Source organism: Lentzea terrae, from assembly GCF_003265345.1.
Classification (GTDB): domain Bacteria; phylum Actinomycetota; class Actinomycetes; order Mycobacteriales; family Pseudonocardiaceae; genus Lentzea; species Lentzea terrae.
On sequence record NZ_QFWW01000003.1, the window covers coordinates 45,358 to 61,393 of the forward strand.

At 68.6% G+C, this 16,036-nt stretch carries 15 protein-coding genes; 11 read left to right on the forward strand and 4 right to left on the reverse strand.

Annotation, left to right across the window (positions count from 1 at the left end):
• The first annotated feature begins 77 nt into the window (after nt 1-77).
• Together DI276_RS05880 and DI276_RS05885 are read left to right on the forward strand one after the other, a co-directional pair.
• Entirely contained in the window at nt 78-1,034 is a 957-nt protein-coding gene (locus DI276_RS05880; protein WP_112262268.1) for an alpha/beta fold hydrolase, read from the forward strand.
• A gap of 208 nt (nt 1,035-1,242) precedes the next feature.
• Nucleotides 1,243-2,031, forward strand: a complete 789-nt coding sequence (locus DI276_RS05885; protein WP_112262269.1) for a M23 family metallopeptidase — start codon at nt 1,243-1,245, stop codon at nt 2,029-2,031.
• Between the two features lie 127 nt (nt 2,032-2,158).
• On the opposite strand, the gene DI276_RS05890 is transcribed toward DI276_RS05885, so the two are convergent.
• Entirely contained in the window at nt 2,159-2,407 is a 249-nt protein-coding gene (locus DI276_RS05890) for a hypothetical protein (RefSeq protein WP_112262270.1), read from the reverse strand.
• A 408-nt stretch (nt 2,408-2,815) separates the two neighbouring features.
• Entirely contained in the window at nt 2,816-5,122 is a 2,307-nt protein-coding gene (gene pcrA / locus DI276_RS05895; protein WP_112262271.1) for a DNA helicase PcrA, read from the reverse strand.
• Nucleotides 5,123-5,242: 120 nt separating this feature from the next.
• Here pcrA and DI276_RS52935 point away from each other — a divergent pair, with 120 nt between their 5' ends.
• Entirely contained in the window at nt 5,243-5,668 is a 426-nt protein-coding gene (locus tag DI276_RS52935; RefSeq protein WP_269814236.1) for a chorismate mutase, read from the forward strand.
• A gap of 21 nt (nt 5,669-5,689) precedes the next feature.
• Here DI276_RS52935 and DI276_RS05905 read toward each other — a convergent pair whose 3' ends face one another.
• Nucleotides 5,690-6,742 (reverse strand): arginase family protein, encoded by a 1,053-nt coding sequence (locus DI276_RS05905; protein WP_112262408.1) that lies wholly within the window; start codon nt 6,740-6,742, stop codon nt 5,690-5,692.
• A 70-nt stretch (nt 6,743-6,812) separates the two neighbouring features.
• On the opposite strand from DI276_RS05905, the gene DI276_RS05910 reads away from it, so the two are divergent.
• From DI276_RS05910 to DI276_RS05935, 6 genes are all read left to right on the forward strand, one after another.
• The gene (locus DI276_RS05910) at nt 6,813-7,139 is read left to right on the forward strand and encodes a hypothetical protein (RefSeq protein ID WP_112262273.1); all 327 of its coding nucleotides are present in this window, start codon (nt 6,813-6,815) and stop codon (nt 7,137-7,139) included.
• 243 nt (nt 7,140-7,382) lie between these two features.
• Complete coding sequence (locus DI276_RS05915; RefSeq protein WP_112262274.1) at nt 7,383-8,234, forward strand: hypothetical protein; 852 nt, start codon at nt 7,383-7,385, stop codon at nt 8,232-8,234.
• A gap of 171 nt (nt 8,235-8,405) precedes the next feature.
• Nucleotides 8,406-9,221 (forward strand): hypothetical protein, encoded by an 816-nt coding sequence (locus tag DI276_RS05920; protein WP_112262275.1) that lies wholly within the window; start codon nt 8,406-8,408, stop codon nt 9,219-9,221.
• A gap of 166 nt (nt 9,222-9,387) precedes the next feature.
• Nucleotides 9,388-10,278 carry a hypothetical protein gene (locus DI276_RS05925; RefSeq protein WP_112262276.1) on the forward strand — a complete coding sequence of 297 codons (891 nt, stop codon included), beginning with the start codon at nt 9,388-9,390 and terminating at the stop codon, nt 10,276-10,278.
• 146 nt (nt 10,279-10,424) lie between these two features.
• Complete coding sequence (locus DI276_RS05930) at nt 10,425-11,747, forward strand: serine/threonine-protein kinase (protein ID WP_232836481.1); 1,323 nt, start codon at nt 10,425-10,427, stop codon at nt 11,745-11,747.
• 120 nt (nt 11,748-11,867) lie between these two features.
• Entirely contained in the window at nt 11,868-13,496 is a 1,629-nt protein-coding gene (locus DI276_RS05935; RefSeq protein WP_112262277.1) for a serine/threonine-protein kinase, read from the forward strand.
• Nucleotides 13,497-13,500: 4 nt separating this feature from the next.
• Here the strand turns inward: DI276_RS05935 and DI276_RS05940 are convergent, their stop codons facing one another.
• Complete coding sequence (locus tag DI276_RS05940) at nt 13,501-14,403, reverse strand: LysR family transcriptional regulator (RefSeq protein ID WP_112262278.1); 903 nt, start codon at nt 14,401-14,403, stop codon at nt 13,501-13,503.
• Between the two features lie 81 nt (nt 14,404-14,484).
• Here DI276_RS05940 and DI276_RS05945 point away from each other — a divergent pair, with 81 nt between their 5' ends.
• Together DI276_RS05945 and DI276_RS05950 are read left to right on the forward strand one after the other, a co-directional pair.
• Complete coding sequence (locus tag DI276_RS05945) at nt 14,485-15,411, forward strand: DMT family transporter (protein WP_232836483.1); 927 nt, start codon at nt 14,485-14,487, stop codon at nt 15,409-15,411.
• A 121-nt stretch (nt 15,412-15,532) separates the two neighbouring features.
• Nucleotides 15,533-15,952: an SsgA family sporulation/cell division regulator gene (locus tag DI276_RS05950; RefSeq protein WP_112262279.1), complete on the forward strand. Its 420-nt coding sequence runs from the start codon at nt 15,533-15,535 to the stop codon at nt 15,950-15,952.
• Nucleotides 15,953-16,036: the final 84 nt, after the last annotated feature.

Here is a 16,036-nt window from a genome sequence, read left to right on the forward strand (position 1 = left end):
AAACGTCCGCCGGGTACTGCTAGTCAGTGACTCCATCACTTACCGTCGCTCATGTGAGCGATAACAGCCGGTCGTGGATGACGCGTCTGACTGACGCCGTCCTCGATCGTGCCGATTGGGGTGTACACACGGCGCGCGACGTCGCAGAAGAGGTGAAGGTCGCGTTGCGCGCCATGGCCACGCCGGGCGGCGTGCGCGGAGTCGCGATGGAAGCGGCCTGGCTGACGGCCCACGCGGTGCTCTACCCGTGGGGAGCGATCACCGAACAGCTGCGGCCGGACGGCCACTTCCGGCACTACCGCACCGACGGCCTGCCGCCCCGCCAGCGCGGGCTGGTGGTTTCGGCGATGGACGCGGCGGGCACCCCCATCGTGTTGGTGCACGGCATCGGGGACAACCGCTCCGCCTTCGCGGTGCTGTCGGGGGCACTGCGAAGGCGGGGCTTCGGGGTGGTGCACGCCATCAACTACAGCGTGCTGACGGCGTTGACGGGTGATGTCCGCCGCTCGGCCGCCTTGCTCGGTGCGCACATCGAGCGGATCTGCGAGCAGACCGGCGCGGATCAGGTGCATGTCGTCGGCCATTCGCTCGGCGGTCTCATCGCCAGGTATTACGTACAACGGCTGCACGGCGACTCACGCGTTCGCACGCTCGTAACACTCGGAACGCCGCACAACGGCACATTGCTCGCCTATCTGATGCCAACGTCGCTGACTCGTCAGCTCAGGCCCGGCTCCGAACTCCTCCAGGAACTCGCCGAGCCCTGCCGACCGTGCGGCACGCGCTTCGTCGTGGTCTGGTCGGAGATGGATCAGATCATCGTCCCTCAGCGCAACGCCCGGCTGGAGCACTCCTCATTGCTCGTCGAGGAGCACCAGATACGTGATTCAGGTCACCTCTCTTTGCCGGTTGACACGAGGACGCTTCACGTAGTTGTGACGGCCATCACCCGATCGGACGACTCCGTGGGTCACCCCATCGCCGCTGGCGGCGAGGCGTGTCGGCCACCCGAAGTGACCGACGGTCACAGTTGACAGTTGAAACCAGCTGGTTGCCGCCTGTTCGGAGGACATAACGAACTGGGGTTTGCCCTCCGAGGCTCCCCGCCGTTACTGTCCCCCGGTCCGTTGTCACGGTCTGATCACAGAAGGACACCGAGTCAGAACCCCGAATCCTGACTCACCGGGAATCCCCCGCCCGGTCGTCCACCGATCAGGCTCCCCGAAGGCGGAAGGGCAAGCTTTGAGTCACCACCGCTCCCCCGGCGGCCATGAACGCAGTGCTGCGCTTGATGAGGCAGTCGACCGCGCCTCCACGCGCACGATCAGCTCCCACCGGCTCCCCCCGCCACCGTCGGCGCTTCGCGGACGCATCGTCGTCGCCGCCGTCGCAGTAGGCGCTTTCGCCGCAGCAGGCGCAGGCCAGACCCTGCAGGCCGCCGCGGACGACAGCAAGGACGTCCAGCTCGCCAACACCGCAGACGGCGCCGCTTCGTTCACCGGTCAGGGTGGCGACACCGCCTCCGCCCCGCAGATCCTCGCGGTCTCCAAGACCACGTCCCAGGGCTCCGCCGAGGCCGCCAAGCTCCTGCGCAGCCAGCAGCTCACCACCCAGCGCGAGGCCGTCGAGGCCGAGAAGAAGCGCCCGAAGTTCTTCCGCCCCGCCGCCGGCGAGTTCACCTCCGGCTACGGCGGCCGCTGGGGCACCATGCACCTCGGCATCGACATCGCTGGCCCCATCGGCACGCCGATCCTCTCCGCCGCCGACGGCGTCGTGATCGAGGCAGGCCCCGCGTCCGGCTTCGGCCTGTGGGTCCGCGTCCAGCACGAGGACGGCACCATCACCGTCTACGGCCACCTCGACACCTTCAGCGTCCGCGAGGGCCAGCAGGTCAAGGCCGGCCAGCAGATCGCCCGCATGGGCAACCGCGGCTTCTCCACCGGCCCGCACCTGCACTTCGAGGTGTGGAACCCCGCCGGCCAGAAGATCAACCCGCTGCAGTGGTTGAACGCTCGCGGCGTGACGGTCTGATTCGGGTTCCGCTGAACTACGGCTGAGCAGCTTTCTCGCGGCCGTTTCGTCGTTGACCCACCTCCGGGTGTGGGGTGGGTGGCTCAAGGGCCTCACGGGCCTCAGGAGGCTCATTAGCCTCGTCGGCTCAAGCGCCGCTGTAGCGGCGTTCATGGCGGACGAAGTGGTTCGCCGCTGTTCGCCAGACCGAGCACATGTGTTTTCGCCAGCGGGGGCCGCATGCCTTGCAGGAGCCGCTGTCGGTCTGCTCGTGGAGGTTGAGCAGGGCTCGCCAGGCTGCCGTCAGGCGCGTCGTTTCCGGGGTGTGCGGGGATTCCAGCTGGTTGAGGATGGCGAACACGCGTTCGTGCAGTGCGTTGGCCAGTACGTGATCCATTGAGAGCGCTCCCGCGGGGTTGGGTCCACACGCGGTCGATGATGCTCCTGGGGTCTGACAATTTTTGGGCTCAGTGCGGCTGAGCTGGGCTTGAACAGCCAAGACAGGCCTGGAAGACAGTACGGCCGGACCGCTCTCCCGTTCGGTCCGGCCGCACCTCGCCGCGAAGTTCTGGCCCCCGCCTTCCCTTCGCTCCCCTTGTCTGCAGGCTGCTCCCCTTGCCTCGGACCGCCCCGAACGTTCCTCGGCTGTGCTGCTTGCGACACCCACATAGACGTACGAAGTTGGGCTTCGTTGCGCTGGTTCTTGGGATTTTCTTCAGATTTCTCTGCTGGGCGTGAAGTTGCTGCTCAGCAGGGGTTTGCGGGTCCGGTTTGCCCTGGGTTGGGCGGGTTGCTGGAGCGCTGGCTAGAGCTTCGTCATCGGGACGCTGCCGATCAGCATCAGCCGAACCGTGCCGGAGCCGCCGAAGTCGATCGTCGCGGTGGCTCGCAGACCCGCGCCGTCCACGGCCACGACGCGGCCCAGGCCGTATTTGTCGTGGGTCACGCGGTCGCCCACTTCCAGCTTCATGGCCGGGGCGTCCTTCCAGCCCGCCTTGCCGGGGGCCGGGCGGGTCAGGCCGCGGGAGGCGATGCCGCCTGAGGCTGAGCGGCCCCAGGTGGTGGCTGCTGCTGGGGCTGAGCGGGAGGGTTCCACTCGGCGCCAGTCGAGGAGCTCTTGGGGGATTTCGGACAGGAAGCGGGAGGCCGGGTTGGCTGAGGGCTGGCCCCAGGCCGAGCGGACCAGGGCTCGGGAGAGGTAGAGGCGGCGTTGGGCCCTGGTGATGCCCACGTAGGCGAGGCGGCGTTCTTCTGCCAGTTCGGCTGGGTCGCCCAGCGCTCGCATGTGGGGGAAGACTCCGTCTTCCCAGCCCGTGGAGAAGACGACCGGGTATTCGAGGCCCTTGGCCGTGTGGATGGTCATCAGGGTGACGACGCCGTCGGACTCGGCGTCCGGGATCGAGTCGGCGTCGGCCACCAGGGAGACGCGTTCCAGGAAGGCTGGGAGGGACGGGACCGGCTCGGCGCCTTCTGGGAGTTCGAGCTCGGTGAACTCGCGGGCCACCGTGATCAGCTCGTTCAGGTTTTCGATCCGCGTGTGGTCCTGGGGGTCTTCGCTGGCTTCCAGTTCGGCTCGGTAGCCGGTCTTTTCCAGGACTGCTTCGAGGATGTCGGCCACGTCGTCCTCGCGGGCCACCATTTCGCCCAGTTCGTCCATCATCTCGACGAAGCCCGCGATGGCGTTGCGGGAGCGCGGGTTCAGCATCGGGACGTGGTCGAGGTCGCGCAGCGCCGCGGCGAAGCTGATGCGTTCGCGTTCGGCGTGGGCGCTCACGCAGGCTTCTGCCCGGTCGCCGATGCCTCGCTTGGGGACGTTGAGAATCCGGCGGAGCGAGACCGTGTCTTCTGGGTTCGCCAAAGTGCGCAGGTAGGCGAGGGCGTCGCGGACTTCGCGGCGCTCGTAGAAGCGGACGCCGCCCACCACTCGGTACGGGAGGCCCAGGCGGATGAAGATTTCCTCGAAGACGCGCGACTGGTTGTTGGTGCGGTAGAAGACGGCGATCTCGGAGTTGTTGACCTCGCCGCCGTCCACCAGGCGGTCGATCTCGTGCGCTACGAAGGCTGCCTCGTCGTGCTCGTTGTCGGCTACGTAGCCGACGATCTTCTCGCCCTCGCCCAGGTCGCTCCAGAGCCTCTTGTCGCGGCGGTTGGGGTTGCGGGAGATGACCGCGTTGGCCGCGGTGAGGATGTTCTGGGTGGAGCGGTAGTTCTGCTCCAGCAGGATCGTGGTGGCGTCCGGGTAGTCGCGCTCGAACTCCACGATGTTGCGGATGGTGGCGCCGCGGAAGGCGTAGATGGACTGGTCCGCGTCGCCCACCACGCACAGTTCGGCCGGCGGGATCTCGCCGCCGGAGCGACCGACGAGTTCGCGCACGAGGGTGTACTGGGCGTGGTTGGTGTCCTGGTACTCGTCGACCAGGACGTGGCGGAAGCGGCGGCGGTAGTGCTCGGCCACGTCCGGGAAGGTCTGGAGCAGCTCGACCGTCCTCATGATGAGGTCGTCGAAGTCGAGCGAGTTCGACTCGTTCAGGCGGCGCTGGTAGACCGTGTAGACCTCGGCCACGCGGCGTTCCAGGTCGTTGGTGGCCTGGGCGGTGGCGGTCTCCGGGTCGATGAGCTCGTTCTTGAGGTTGGAGATGTGCACGGCGAGGGTGCGGGCCGCGTACTTCTTCGGGTCGAGATCGAGGTCGCGGGCGACGAGCGTGATGAGGCGGCGGGTGTCGTCGGCGTCGTAGATCGAGAAGTTCGACGACATGCCGAGGGTCTTCGCCTCGCGGCGCATGACCCGGACGCACATCGAGTGGAACGTCGACACCCACATCGAGCGGGCGCGGGCGCCCACCATGTCGGCCACGCGCTCCTTCATCTCCGCGGCGGCCTTGTTCGTGAACGTGATGGCCATGATCTGGCCGGGGTGCACGTCGCGTTCCGCGAGCAGGTACGCGATCCGCCTGGTGAGGACGCGCGTCTTGCCGGAGCCGGCGCCCGCCACCACGAGCAGGGGCGAGCCGGCGTGCTCGACGGCACGGCGCTGCGCGGGGTTCAGGTCGTCGAGCAGGTGGCCCGCGCGGGAAACGGGGGGACTTGAGGGCAAGTCGAACAAGGCGCTCATCGTCCATCCACGGTACCGGGCGGCACCGACAAAACCGGTACCGCCCGACCATGTGTTCGATGAAGTGCCGGTTCCCAACCACCGGGCGGGTTTGGCGACCACCGCCGGGTCTGTGCAACACTGAGTTCGTGCGCGCGACGTTCTTCGAGTTTTTCTACGGGATCCGGACTCCGGCTCCCGTGGTCGTCTAGCGCTGAACAAGCCACCACGAAGCCCCGGAGTCCTCGGACCCCGGGGCTTCGTTCGCTTCCGGGCCAAGGACTCGAAGAGTCGAGAGGTCGTCAAACGATGGACACCACCACCGAACCGGACATCAACGAGCTGCGCCAGGAGATCGACCACCTGGACGCCGAGATCCTGCGCCTCGTGCAACGCCGCGTCGAGATCTCCAAGATCATCGGGGCTGCCCGCATGGCAGCCGGCGGCACGAAGATCGTGCACAACCGCGAGATCGACGTCCTCAACCGCTACAAGCCGCTCGGTCCGGAGGGCAAGGACCTCGCGATGATCCTGCTCAAGATGGGCCGCGGCCCGCTCGGCAGGTAGGCAGCAGCCACGGGCCCGGCGTCACAGCACGCCGGGCCAAAAAGGCTTCAGAGCCGCTCTGACGTGCTCGAAGTCCGCGTCGACGAGCTGGGCGTCGTCCGGCACGTAGGCCAGCGGGTCCTCGAGCAGCGGTTCCGGCAGCCGCAGCAGGCCCTCCAGCAGCGCGTGCAGGCACAGCGCCGAGTATCCGCGCAGGTAGCCGCCCTCCTGGGTGAGCACCACCCGCGGTCCGAACGACGCCACCCGCCGGCCGATCTCGCGGTAGCCGGAGGCGGTCAGGTTGTGGCGGCCGTTGGGGTCGAACGCGGAGCCGTCGAACCCGGACGCGCACACCAGCAGGTCCGGTGCGAACTCGCGCAGCAGTGGGAAGGCGATCTCGTCCAATGCGCGCAGGTACGCCGTGTCGCCCGCGCCCAGCGACAGCTCGATGTTCACGTTCCGGCCGTCAGCGCCCACCTCCGACGGCGCGCCGGTCTGCGGGTGGTTCGTGCCCCACGAGCCGTGGCGCATGTGCACCGAGATGGTCAGCACGTCCGGGCGGTCGTAGAACACCTCCTGCGTGCCGTTGCCGTGGTGCACGTCCCAGTCCAGCACGGCGACCCGCATCCCTTGCCGCCGCGCGGTTTCCGCCACCAGCGCCGCGTTGTTCACGAAGCAGTAGCCGTCCGCCAGGCCCGGCTGCGCGTGGTGTCCGGGCGGCCGTACGAGCGCATAGGCCAGTGGCGCACCGGACTCCAGTGCCGCCAACGACGTTCCCGCCGCCGCGCACGCCGCACGCCACGTTTCGGGCCCCACGACGGTGTTCACTTCCAGCGCCACACGCTCAGACACGCGCAACGAGTCGAGGTACTCCGCCGTGTGCACGCGCAGAAGCTCGTCAACGGACGCATGCCGCCCCTCGTGCCACGTCAGGTACGACGCCACCGGACCGTGCGTCAGTGCGTGCCGGAACGTGCGCAGCCGCGCCGCGTTCTCCGGGTGCGGTTCGGTGACGTCGAGCCACGGCCAGGAGCCGGGCAGCTCCCACAGGCCCTCACCGGCGTCGTGCTCGAGGCAGTCGTCGTGCCAGAACATGTCCACCCGAATCGGATATCAGGGCGATCACGGATGGTCCACCGGAAAAATCTGGGGGCACACTGGAGGTATGGGCCTCATCGCCGCACTGATCGCCATCGCCGGCCTGCTCGCCGCCTTGGCGCACGACGCATACCTGGGCTTGCTCGGCTCGGCCGCGAACAAGAAGGGCCTCGCCGGAGCACCGGTCTCGCAGTTCGTCCGCAGCCGCTGGAAGACCGCGATCATCACGACCGCCGGTGCCGTCATCGGTCTGCTGATCACCAACGGCGACTCGCTCGGCGCCGACGTGATCGGTTCGCTGATCGCGGGTGGCAGTGGTCTCGCAGCCCTCAACGGCGTGCAGAAGACGCACAAGCAGTTGAACAGCGGTCAAGCCCAACTGCCGCCTCGCTAGGGCGGCGGCCCCCCTCAGACGGGTGAATCGCGGCGCCGGCCCCGCATCCTCACATCGGGCATATGGGGGTGCGGGGCCGGTGTCGTGAGGCGCCCTGCTGAGGAGCTGAAGAGACGGTGAAGGCCGGTGGCCGCCGCCCTCAAACCACACTTTCGGGTGTCACTCGTCCTGAACACCCCCTTTTGGTTGCTTCGACACCTCTGAACGGCCCTACCCTGATTGCGTCGCAGAGGGGTGTCGGGGATGGACGAACTGCCGGGCAAACATCGTCTCGACGACGGAGTCGCCCAGCCTGAGCAAGCACAGGCGCGTCCCGTCGTCGGTGGCGACCGCATCCCGTTGCCACGCCGCCGCCAGATCGACCCGCTGCAGGACACCGACGGGCTGCGGAAGTTCAACATCGGCCTGGTGCCCGCCTCGGTCACGCCGCCGCGCACCTGGAAGCGCGCGGCCTGGTTCGCCGTCATCTCCTCGGTGCTCGTGCTGGTCGGGCTGAGCGTCGCCGCGGCCAAGCTGGTCGGCGGTGACGGCCCGGTCGAGACGATCGGCCTGCCCGGTTACCCGTCGGACGTGCCGATGATCTCCGCGCTGCCCACCGGCAGCACCAGCCCGTCCGCCACCAGCACCAAGCCGTCCGCCGCGAACACCGGCCGGGGCGCTCCGCTGCCGGGCACGGGGTCGAGCGCGCCGGGCACCAGCGGCCAGGGGTCGGCCACCAACACCAAGCCGTCCGGCACCGCGCCGCCCGTGATCACGACGGTGCCGGTGACCAACGCACCGATCGTCGACGGCTCCACGATCGCCAAGCAGACCGAGCACTTCTACCGCGAGATGGCGACGAACGCGGACACCGCGCTCGCCATGACCACGGACACCGTGCGCTCGAACGCCGAGGCGCTGCTGGAGGGCCGGCTCGCCGACATCTCGCTGATCGAGGTCAAGGAGATCGTCGTCGACCCGAGCAAGGGCCTCACGGTCAGCCTGCTGCAGGTGACGAAGAAGGACGGCTCGATCAGCACCGAGCAGCGCGAGCTGAGCTTCACGCTCGGCGACCTGCCGCTGATCAACGGGGAACGGCTGAAGCTCACCGGGTGACGTGGCTAAAGGTCATGGCCCGAGTTACCGACCGTAGTAAGTAGCACCATCGAGCGAATCCCGAGCACCGCTGAACGCCACGGACGAATGAAGTCCGCCGAGATGCTGGCGTCGTCACGCGTGGCCACGGTACGTCTCTGGTGACCACGGAGAGTACGGAGGACCAGGCCAGTGCAGCGTCCCGCGACGACCGGGCGGAGGCACACCCGCGCCGGCTCGATCAGCGTGGCAGAGCTGATCAAGCAGCAGCCGAGCCCGATGCGCATCCCGTCGAACGAGGAAGCCGCCACCGACGCACTAGTCACATCGCTGCTCGGTCCCACCGAGAACATGACCGCGACCACGGCGGTGATCCCTGTCGTGGCCGGTCGTCGCCGCCGCAACCGCAAGAGCCGCGCCGCCAAGGCCGCCGGCCTGCTGACCGGCGCGGTCGTGCTGGTCTCCGCCGTCGCGGGCGCGGCGATGCTCGCGGGCAAGCGGCCGGCGAACAGCGGCATCCCCGTCTCCGAACGCCCCGTCGCGCTGTCCGGCTCGAGCGCGCTGCGGCCCGACGTCCTGTCGGCCCAGCTGCCGAACGAGAACACGCCGCTGCAGACCGCGGCCGACACGCCGTTGCCGCAGCCGTCCGCGCTGCTGCTGGCGACGTCGGAACCGAGCACGCCCGAGGTCTCGATCGGCCCGCAGCCGCAGGTGGACGTGGTGCGGAGGTTCTACGAGCTGCTCACCACCAAGCCCAACCAGGCTGCCAAGCTGCTGTCGCCGGACCTCGTCGGCGCCAACCCCAAGGAGTTCGTCCAGTCCTGGGGGATCATCAAGACGGTCAACGTCGACCAGACGTCGGTCCGGCCGGACGGCTCGGTGCTCGCGGTCGTCTCGATGCAGGAGCTCGACGGCAGCTGGCTGCGCATCGAACAGCTCTTCTGGCTCACCGACACGACCCAGCCGCGGATCATCGGCACCGAGGTCCTTTCGGCGCAGAGGAGTTAGGCCGCACCCAACTGGTCTCGCCGTTCGCAGTCGAACGGTGACCGCTCGTCGCGAAAACCTAGTTTCCGACGTGAGAATTCCCCCGAAGGGGTTACATCTCGGGTCACGATTCGGTATCCATGTTCCCGCCAGTGCGCAGACGCGAACTTGGAAGGGTGAACGAGCGGTGTCGATTGAGGACCATCGTCGGCGGCTGAACGGTTCGGCTGAGTCGACCGGCCAGCTGTCCGTCGCCGAGCTGATCGCTCGCCGTGAGGCGGAAACCGTGCAGTTCCCGGTGATCACCGACGACATCACCCCCGAGATGTTCGACGAGCCCGACGAGCCGACCGTCAAGTTCAAGGCGGTCAAGGCGCCGGGCAAGCCCAAGAAGCAGCCCATGAAGGAGCTGCACATCACGGAGCTACTGCGCCGTGAGGGCCGCACCGACGACACGCAGCGCGGCGGGTTCACCGTCGGCAAGCTGGCCGTCGCGGCCAGCGGAGGCGTGGTGCTCTGCGGTTCCGTCGCCTTCGCCGCCTCCTCGTGGCTGTCCCCGACCGACGAGCGCCCGCTCGCCGAGGTGCGGTTCGACGAGCGCGCCCAGGCCCGTGGCGCGAGCGCCGGCACCGAGGGCGTCGTGAAGCTGCCGTCGAACAAGACGCAGCAGGAAGACGCCACCGAGGCCCAGTCGGCCGACCCGACGACGGAGCAGACCCGCACGCGCGTCGCCCCGTACGTCCAGACCCAGCAGCCGAAGGCGCCGACGCAGCAGACGCCGACGCAGACCCAGCAGACGACGCAGCAGCCCACGTCCGAGACGACGCAGTCGCCGTCCACGACCACGCCGTCCTCGGAGAGCAGCAAGCCGAGCACGCCGCCGTCGAGCGACTCGCCCGCTCCGCCGCCCAGCTCGTCCGCGAACCCGCCGAGCAGCAGCACCCCGCCGGCCTCGAACCCGCTGCCCACGCCGTCCAACCCGGTCGACGTCAGCGTGGACCTCGGTCTGCTCGACCCGGTGCTCAACACCGTTGGTGACACCGTCGGCGGCTTCGACTTCTTCGCACCGGTGAAGTAGGGCACAACCCGGTAGCTCAGCCGCCGCCCACGACAGGGGTACCCTGTGCGGGCATTCGGGACGACTGACTACCGCACGAGGAGCACGAGCGTGGGATCTGCTGCCGCAGCCGCAGTCGTGCTGTGCCGCACCCCCGAGGTGGTCTTGTGACGACGTCCGACACCTCGGACGGCCGTCTGATCGCCGACCGCTACCGCTTCCTCGACCGCATCGGCTCCGGCGCGATGGGCATCGTCTGGCGCGCCCACGACGAACGCCTCGGCCGCGAAGTCGCGATCAAGCAGCTGCTGCTGGCGCCCGGCCTGGACGAGGCCGAGCAGGACGAGGCCATCCAGCGCGCCATGCGCGAGGGCCGCATCGCCGCCAAGCTGCAGCACCCGAACGCCATTGCCGTGTACGACGTCGTCGAGGAAGACGGCGTCCCGTGCCTGGTCATGGAGTATCTGCCGTCCTACAGCCTCGCCGACGCGCTGGCCGAGGGCGGGCCGATGGACCCGATCGAGGTCGCCAGCATCGGTGCCCAGTGCGCGGCGGCGCTGGCCGCGGCGCACGCGGCGGGCATCGTGCACCGCGACATCAAGCCGGGCAACGTGCTGATCGCCGAGAACGGCGTCGTCAAGATCACCGACTTCGGCATCTCGCGGGCCTCCGACGACATCACGGTCACCAAGACCGGACTGATCGCCGGCACGCCCGCGTACCTCGCGCCGGAGATCGCGCGGGGCCAGGACCCGACGCCGGCCTCCGACGTCTACTCGCTCGGATCGACGCTCTTCGCCGCGATGGAGGGCGAACCGCCCTACGGAGTGAGCGAGAACACTCTAGGTGTTCTGCACGCCGTCGCGGCCGGCCGGATCAACCCGCCGACCGTCGACCACCCGCTCGCCGACACGCTGCTGTACCTGCTGAACTACGAGCCGGTCGACCGGCCGACGATGCCCCAGGCGCGCGAGCTGCTCAACGCGGTCGCGCACGGGCGCTCGCCGTCGTTCAGCGGCCTGGCTGCGGTCGCCGGACCCGATCCGACGACGATGATCGAACCCGACCGCACCAGGGTCGTGCCGGCTGCCCGCACCGCGCCGGCGCGCACCGCGCCGCCGATGGTGCCGGCAGCCGGCAAGCAGCAGGACAACCGGCCGCTGGTGATCGCTGCGGTCGTCTTGGCGTTGTTGCTGGTCATCGGTGGCCTGCTGGTCGCGCTGGGCGTGTTCAACAAGGAGCAGGAGACGCCGTCGGCGCCGACGCCGTCCACTTCTTCGGTGGTTCCGACGACGACCTCGAGCGCTGAGGTGACGACGACCACGCCCGAGGCAACGACAACACGCGAAACGACGTCTAGCACTACGACGACTACAACTACGACCACCACGACGACGACTACGACGACAACCACGACGACAACCACGACGACGACGAAGCCCCCGTCCTCGGCGGTTGTCACGACGACCACGACGCCCCAACAGGGCTAAGCACAGTTACGTCGTAGAAATCTCGTAAGGTGGGTACCCGCACCGTTGGGGTGAACTGAACCCGATGGTGTGATTCAGCCGTTGAACAGAGAGCAATTGACCGCACAGCGGGGAGCAACTGTGACCGACGATGGCCGATTGGTCGCTGGTCGCTACCGATTGAGCCAGCGGATCGGTAGTGGCGCCATGGGCGTCGTCTGGACCGCACACGACGAACGTTTGCACCGCACCGTCGCGGTCAAGCAGCTGCTCTTGCAGCCCGGACTGGCCGAAGCCGACACGGACGAGGCGAAGAGACGGGCCATGCGAGAGGGCCGCATCGCCGCGCGCCTGCAGCACCCGCACGCGGTCGCCGTGTACGACGTGGCCGAGGACGACAGCCAGCCGTGGCTGATCATGGAGTACCTGCCGTCCAAGAGCCTCTCCGCGGTGCTCTCGGAACGCGGCACGCTCCCGCCGCGCGACGTGGCGTCGATCGGCATGCAGGTCGCCTCCGCGCTGGCCGCCGCGCACAACGCCGGCATCGTGCACCGCGACATCAAGCCCGGCAACGTGCTGCTCGGCGACGACGGCACGGTCAAGATCACCGACTTCGGCATCTCCCGCGCGACCGGTGACGTCACGGTCACCGCGACGGGCATGCTCGCGGGCACCCCTGCCTACCTCGCTCCCGAGGTCGCGAAGGGGTACGACCCCGGCTCGCCGTCCGACGTGTTCTCCCTCGGTTCGACGCTGTACGCGGCGATCGAGGGCACGCCGCCGTTCGGCCTGAGCGAGAACACCATCGCGCTGCTGCACAAGGTGGCGTCCGGCAAGGTCGACCCGCCGCGCAACGCGGGCCCGATGACCGCGCTGCTGATGCGTTTGCTGCGTGCCGAGCCGGAAGACCGCCCGACCATGGCCGAGGCCCGCGACGCGCTCGCCGCGATCGCGAACGGCCAGGCCGCCCCCGCCTTCACCCCGGCTGTCGTCGCCCCGACGCACCCGCCGTCGTGGCGCGGTGTCCCGGTGCAGCAGCAACCGCAGCAGCAGGCCGCCACGCGGGCGATGACGCCTCAGCAGGCGCCCATGCCGTCGGCCACCCGCGTCGATCTGCACACGCCGCCGCGTGCCGTGGCCCAGCAGCAGCCGCCGTCGAACCACCGCCCGGCCGCCGCGCCCCAGTACTCGCAGCGGCCGAAGCCTTCCTCGCTCGGCCCGTTGTCGGCGAAGAGCAAGAAGTCGACGATCTTCACCGCGCTCGCCATCGTGGCGGCGGCGGTGATCGGCATCATGTTCGCGAGCATCATCTCGAACAACAACAAGGACAACGGCGGCCAGGGCGACAACGCGAACGGCAACACGCAGACCCAGCAGACCGGGGACAGCACCAAGCCGACGACGCCCCAGAAGTCGTCCGGCAAGGCCGGTCAGTGGACGAGCCAGCCCACCCCCGACGACATGCGGGGCTTCCTGGAGGACTACTACGGCACGGCGCCCAGTTCGCCGGAAGACGCCTGGAAGATGGGCAACGCCAACTACCAGGGCAGTTACGCCGGTGGGTACAGCGCGTTCCAGAGCTTCTGGGCGGACGTCAAGCAGGCCAAGATCGTCAACGCCAGCGAGGTCCAGCCGTTCTACTGGGAAGTGAACGTCGAGTACACCAAGAAGACCGGCGGCAAGGTCACCGAGAAGCGCGGCATCTCGTTCGAGTGGAAGAGCCCGAACTTCCTGCTGCACACCGACAAGTCGCTCGGCACCGGTTACTGAAGGCTCAGGAGGCCTTCGCGGCCTTCTCCAGCGCTTCCGCCAACGCCACCACGGCGGGGTTCCACGCGGCTTCCTCGCGGTAGACGACGTGGATGTGCCGCACCGGCTCCGGGTTGCGCACCTTGCGCAGCACCACGCCGGGGTGCGCGTAGTTCAGGCCGAGGCGGGGAATGATCGTGACGCCGAGTCCGGCAGCCACGAACCCCTGCGCGGTCGCGTAGTCGTCGCTTTCGACGGCGATCTTCGGGGCGAACCCCGCGCCCGCGCACGCGTTCACCACCAGGTCCTTGCACGGCCCGGTGGCGCCGAAGTCCGCGAAGATCCACGGCTCGTCGGCCAGCTCGCCGAGGTCGATCACGCGCTTGCGGGACAGCGCGTGGCCGCGGGGCAGGACGGCGACGAACGGGTCGGCGAGCAGGTGCCTGGCCACCACACCGTCGGGAGCGGGCTCGTCGGGCTCCAGCACGGTGATGGCCACGTCGGCGCGCCCCGCGGCGAGCTCCTCGAACGGGTCGGTGGGCTCGGTGAGCTTGAGGTCGAGCTCGACACCGGAGCGTTCGGCGCGGAACGTGGCCACTGCGGGCGGCACGAGGGCAGCGCCGGCCGTGGCGAAGTAGCGGACGCGCAGGGTGCCGGCGCAGCCGTTGCGCAGCGCGGTGAGGGCGCTCTCGGCCTCGGCGAGCTGTTCGGCGAGGCGACCGGCGTGCTCGGTGAGGAGACGACCGGCGGCGGTGGGCCGGATGCCTCTGCCGACGCGCTCCAGCAGCGGCAGGCCCGCCTGCTTCTCCAGGCCGGCGACCTGCTGCGAGATCGCGGACGGGGTGTAGCCGAGATTTGTCGCCGCCGCGGTGATGGAACCCGTGGTCACGACCGCCCTGAGCACCTGCATGCGTCGCACGTCCAGCATGCCTCAACCGTACAGCTTTGCTTAAAGGTTCGTCACAACAATTAAATTGTGTTTACGGATCGCAGCCCGCATGGTTGACATGTGAACCAACGCGGAACGTTGATCAGGATGGGCGTGCTCGCCCTGCTGTGGGGATCCAGCTTCCTGTGGATGAAGCTTGCACTGGGGAGCCTCGCTCCCCTGCAGATCTCGCTCGTGCGGACGTTCTTCGGGGCGCTCGTGCTGGTCGTCGTGCTCGCCACGGCGAAGATGACGCTGCCCCGCGACCGGAAGATCTGGGGACACATGCTGGTCGTCGCGCTGTTCGGCAGCGCGATCCCGTTCACGCTGTTCGCGATCGGCGGCCAGACCGTCGACTCGGGCGTGTCCGGCGTGCTCAACTCGACCACTCCGCTGTTCGCACTGGCCATCGGTCTCGTGCTGGGCACCGAGAAGATCAGCAACCTGGTTCGCATGCTCGGTCTCGGCACCGGTTTCGCCGGCGTGCTGCTGATCTTCGCGCCGTGGCAGCAGGCCAACAGCATCGCCAGCTGGGGCGCGGTGCTCTGCCTGATCGGCGCGGCGAGCTACGCCGTCGGCTACTCCTACGCCGGCCGCAAGCTGGTCAACACCGGCGCGACCTCCACGCAGCTGGCCGCCATGCAGCTGACCACCGCGATGGGCATGCTGCTCCTCGCGCTGCCGTTCGGCGGCCTGCAGCCGTTGCACCTGCACTGGGTCGGCGTGGTCGCCGTGATGATCCTGGGCGTCTTCGGCACCGGCGTCGCGTTCATCCTCAACTACCGCGTCATCGCGGACGAGGGCGCCACCACCGCAACTACCGTCGGTTACCTGTTGCCCGTGGTCTCAGTGCTCCTCGGAGCGATCTTCCTGGGCGAGCAACTGAACGCGAGGGTCGTCGCCGGCATGCTGGTGGTGCTCCTGGGCGTCGCGCTGACCCGCAGGCAGCCCGTCTCGGCAGGTCAGGACGTCTCACCAAACGAGACGCGCGACCTGGTCAAACGCTGAGCGGTGAGACGCACGTCTCCCCCAATTGGATGGTTCCGAGACGAATCGCGTCCTTATCCCGCCGGTTGGCCGTCTCCTCTTTGTGAGCGGACGTGAAGACCAGCCTGGGAAGGACATCGACATGAACAACGACAACCTGAAGGTCAGCACCCGGACGACTTTTCAGCTGCTGGCCCCCGGCGCGGCTCCCGCGCCGGTCGAGGCCGAGCTGGTCTACGACCCGGAGGACCCGTACGCGGTCGCCGTCGTGTTCCACACCGGCACCGGCCGCGTCGAGTGGATGTTCGCCCGCGACCTGCTGGCCGACGGTCTGCTGACCCCGTCCGGTGAGGGCGACATCCTGGTCCGCCCCGCGTCCGACGACCCGGAGCGCGTCCTGGTCGAGCTGAACGCGCCGACCGGGTTCGCCATCCTCAGCGCGGTCGCCGAGGACGTGGCGGCGTTCCTGGACAGCTCCTACGACGTCGTCCAGCCGGGCGAGGAGGACCTGTGGATCGACTTCGACCGGGAGCTGCAGAAGCTCGTGTCGACGATCGACTAGTTCGTGCTCGGCTCAGGTGGTCTGACGGGCGCGGGGCGAGGTGCCGGAACGCGAGGCGCTCGTCACCGGAGACCACCAGCAGTG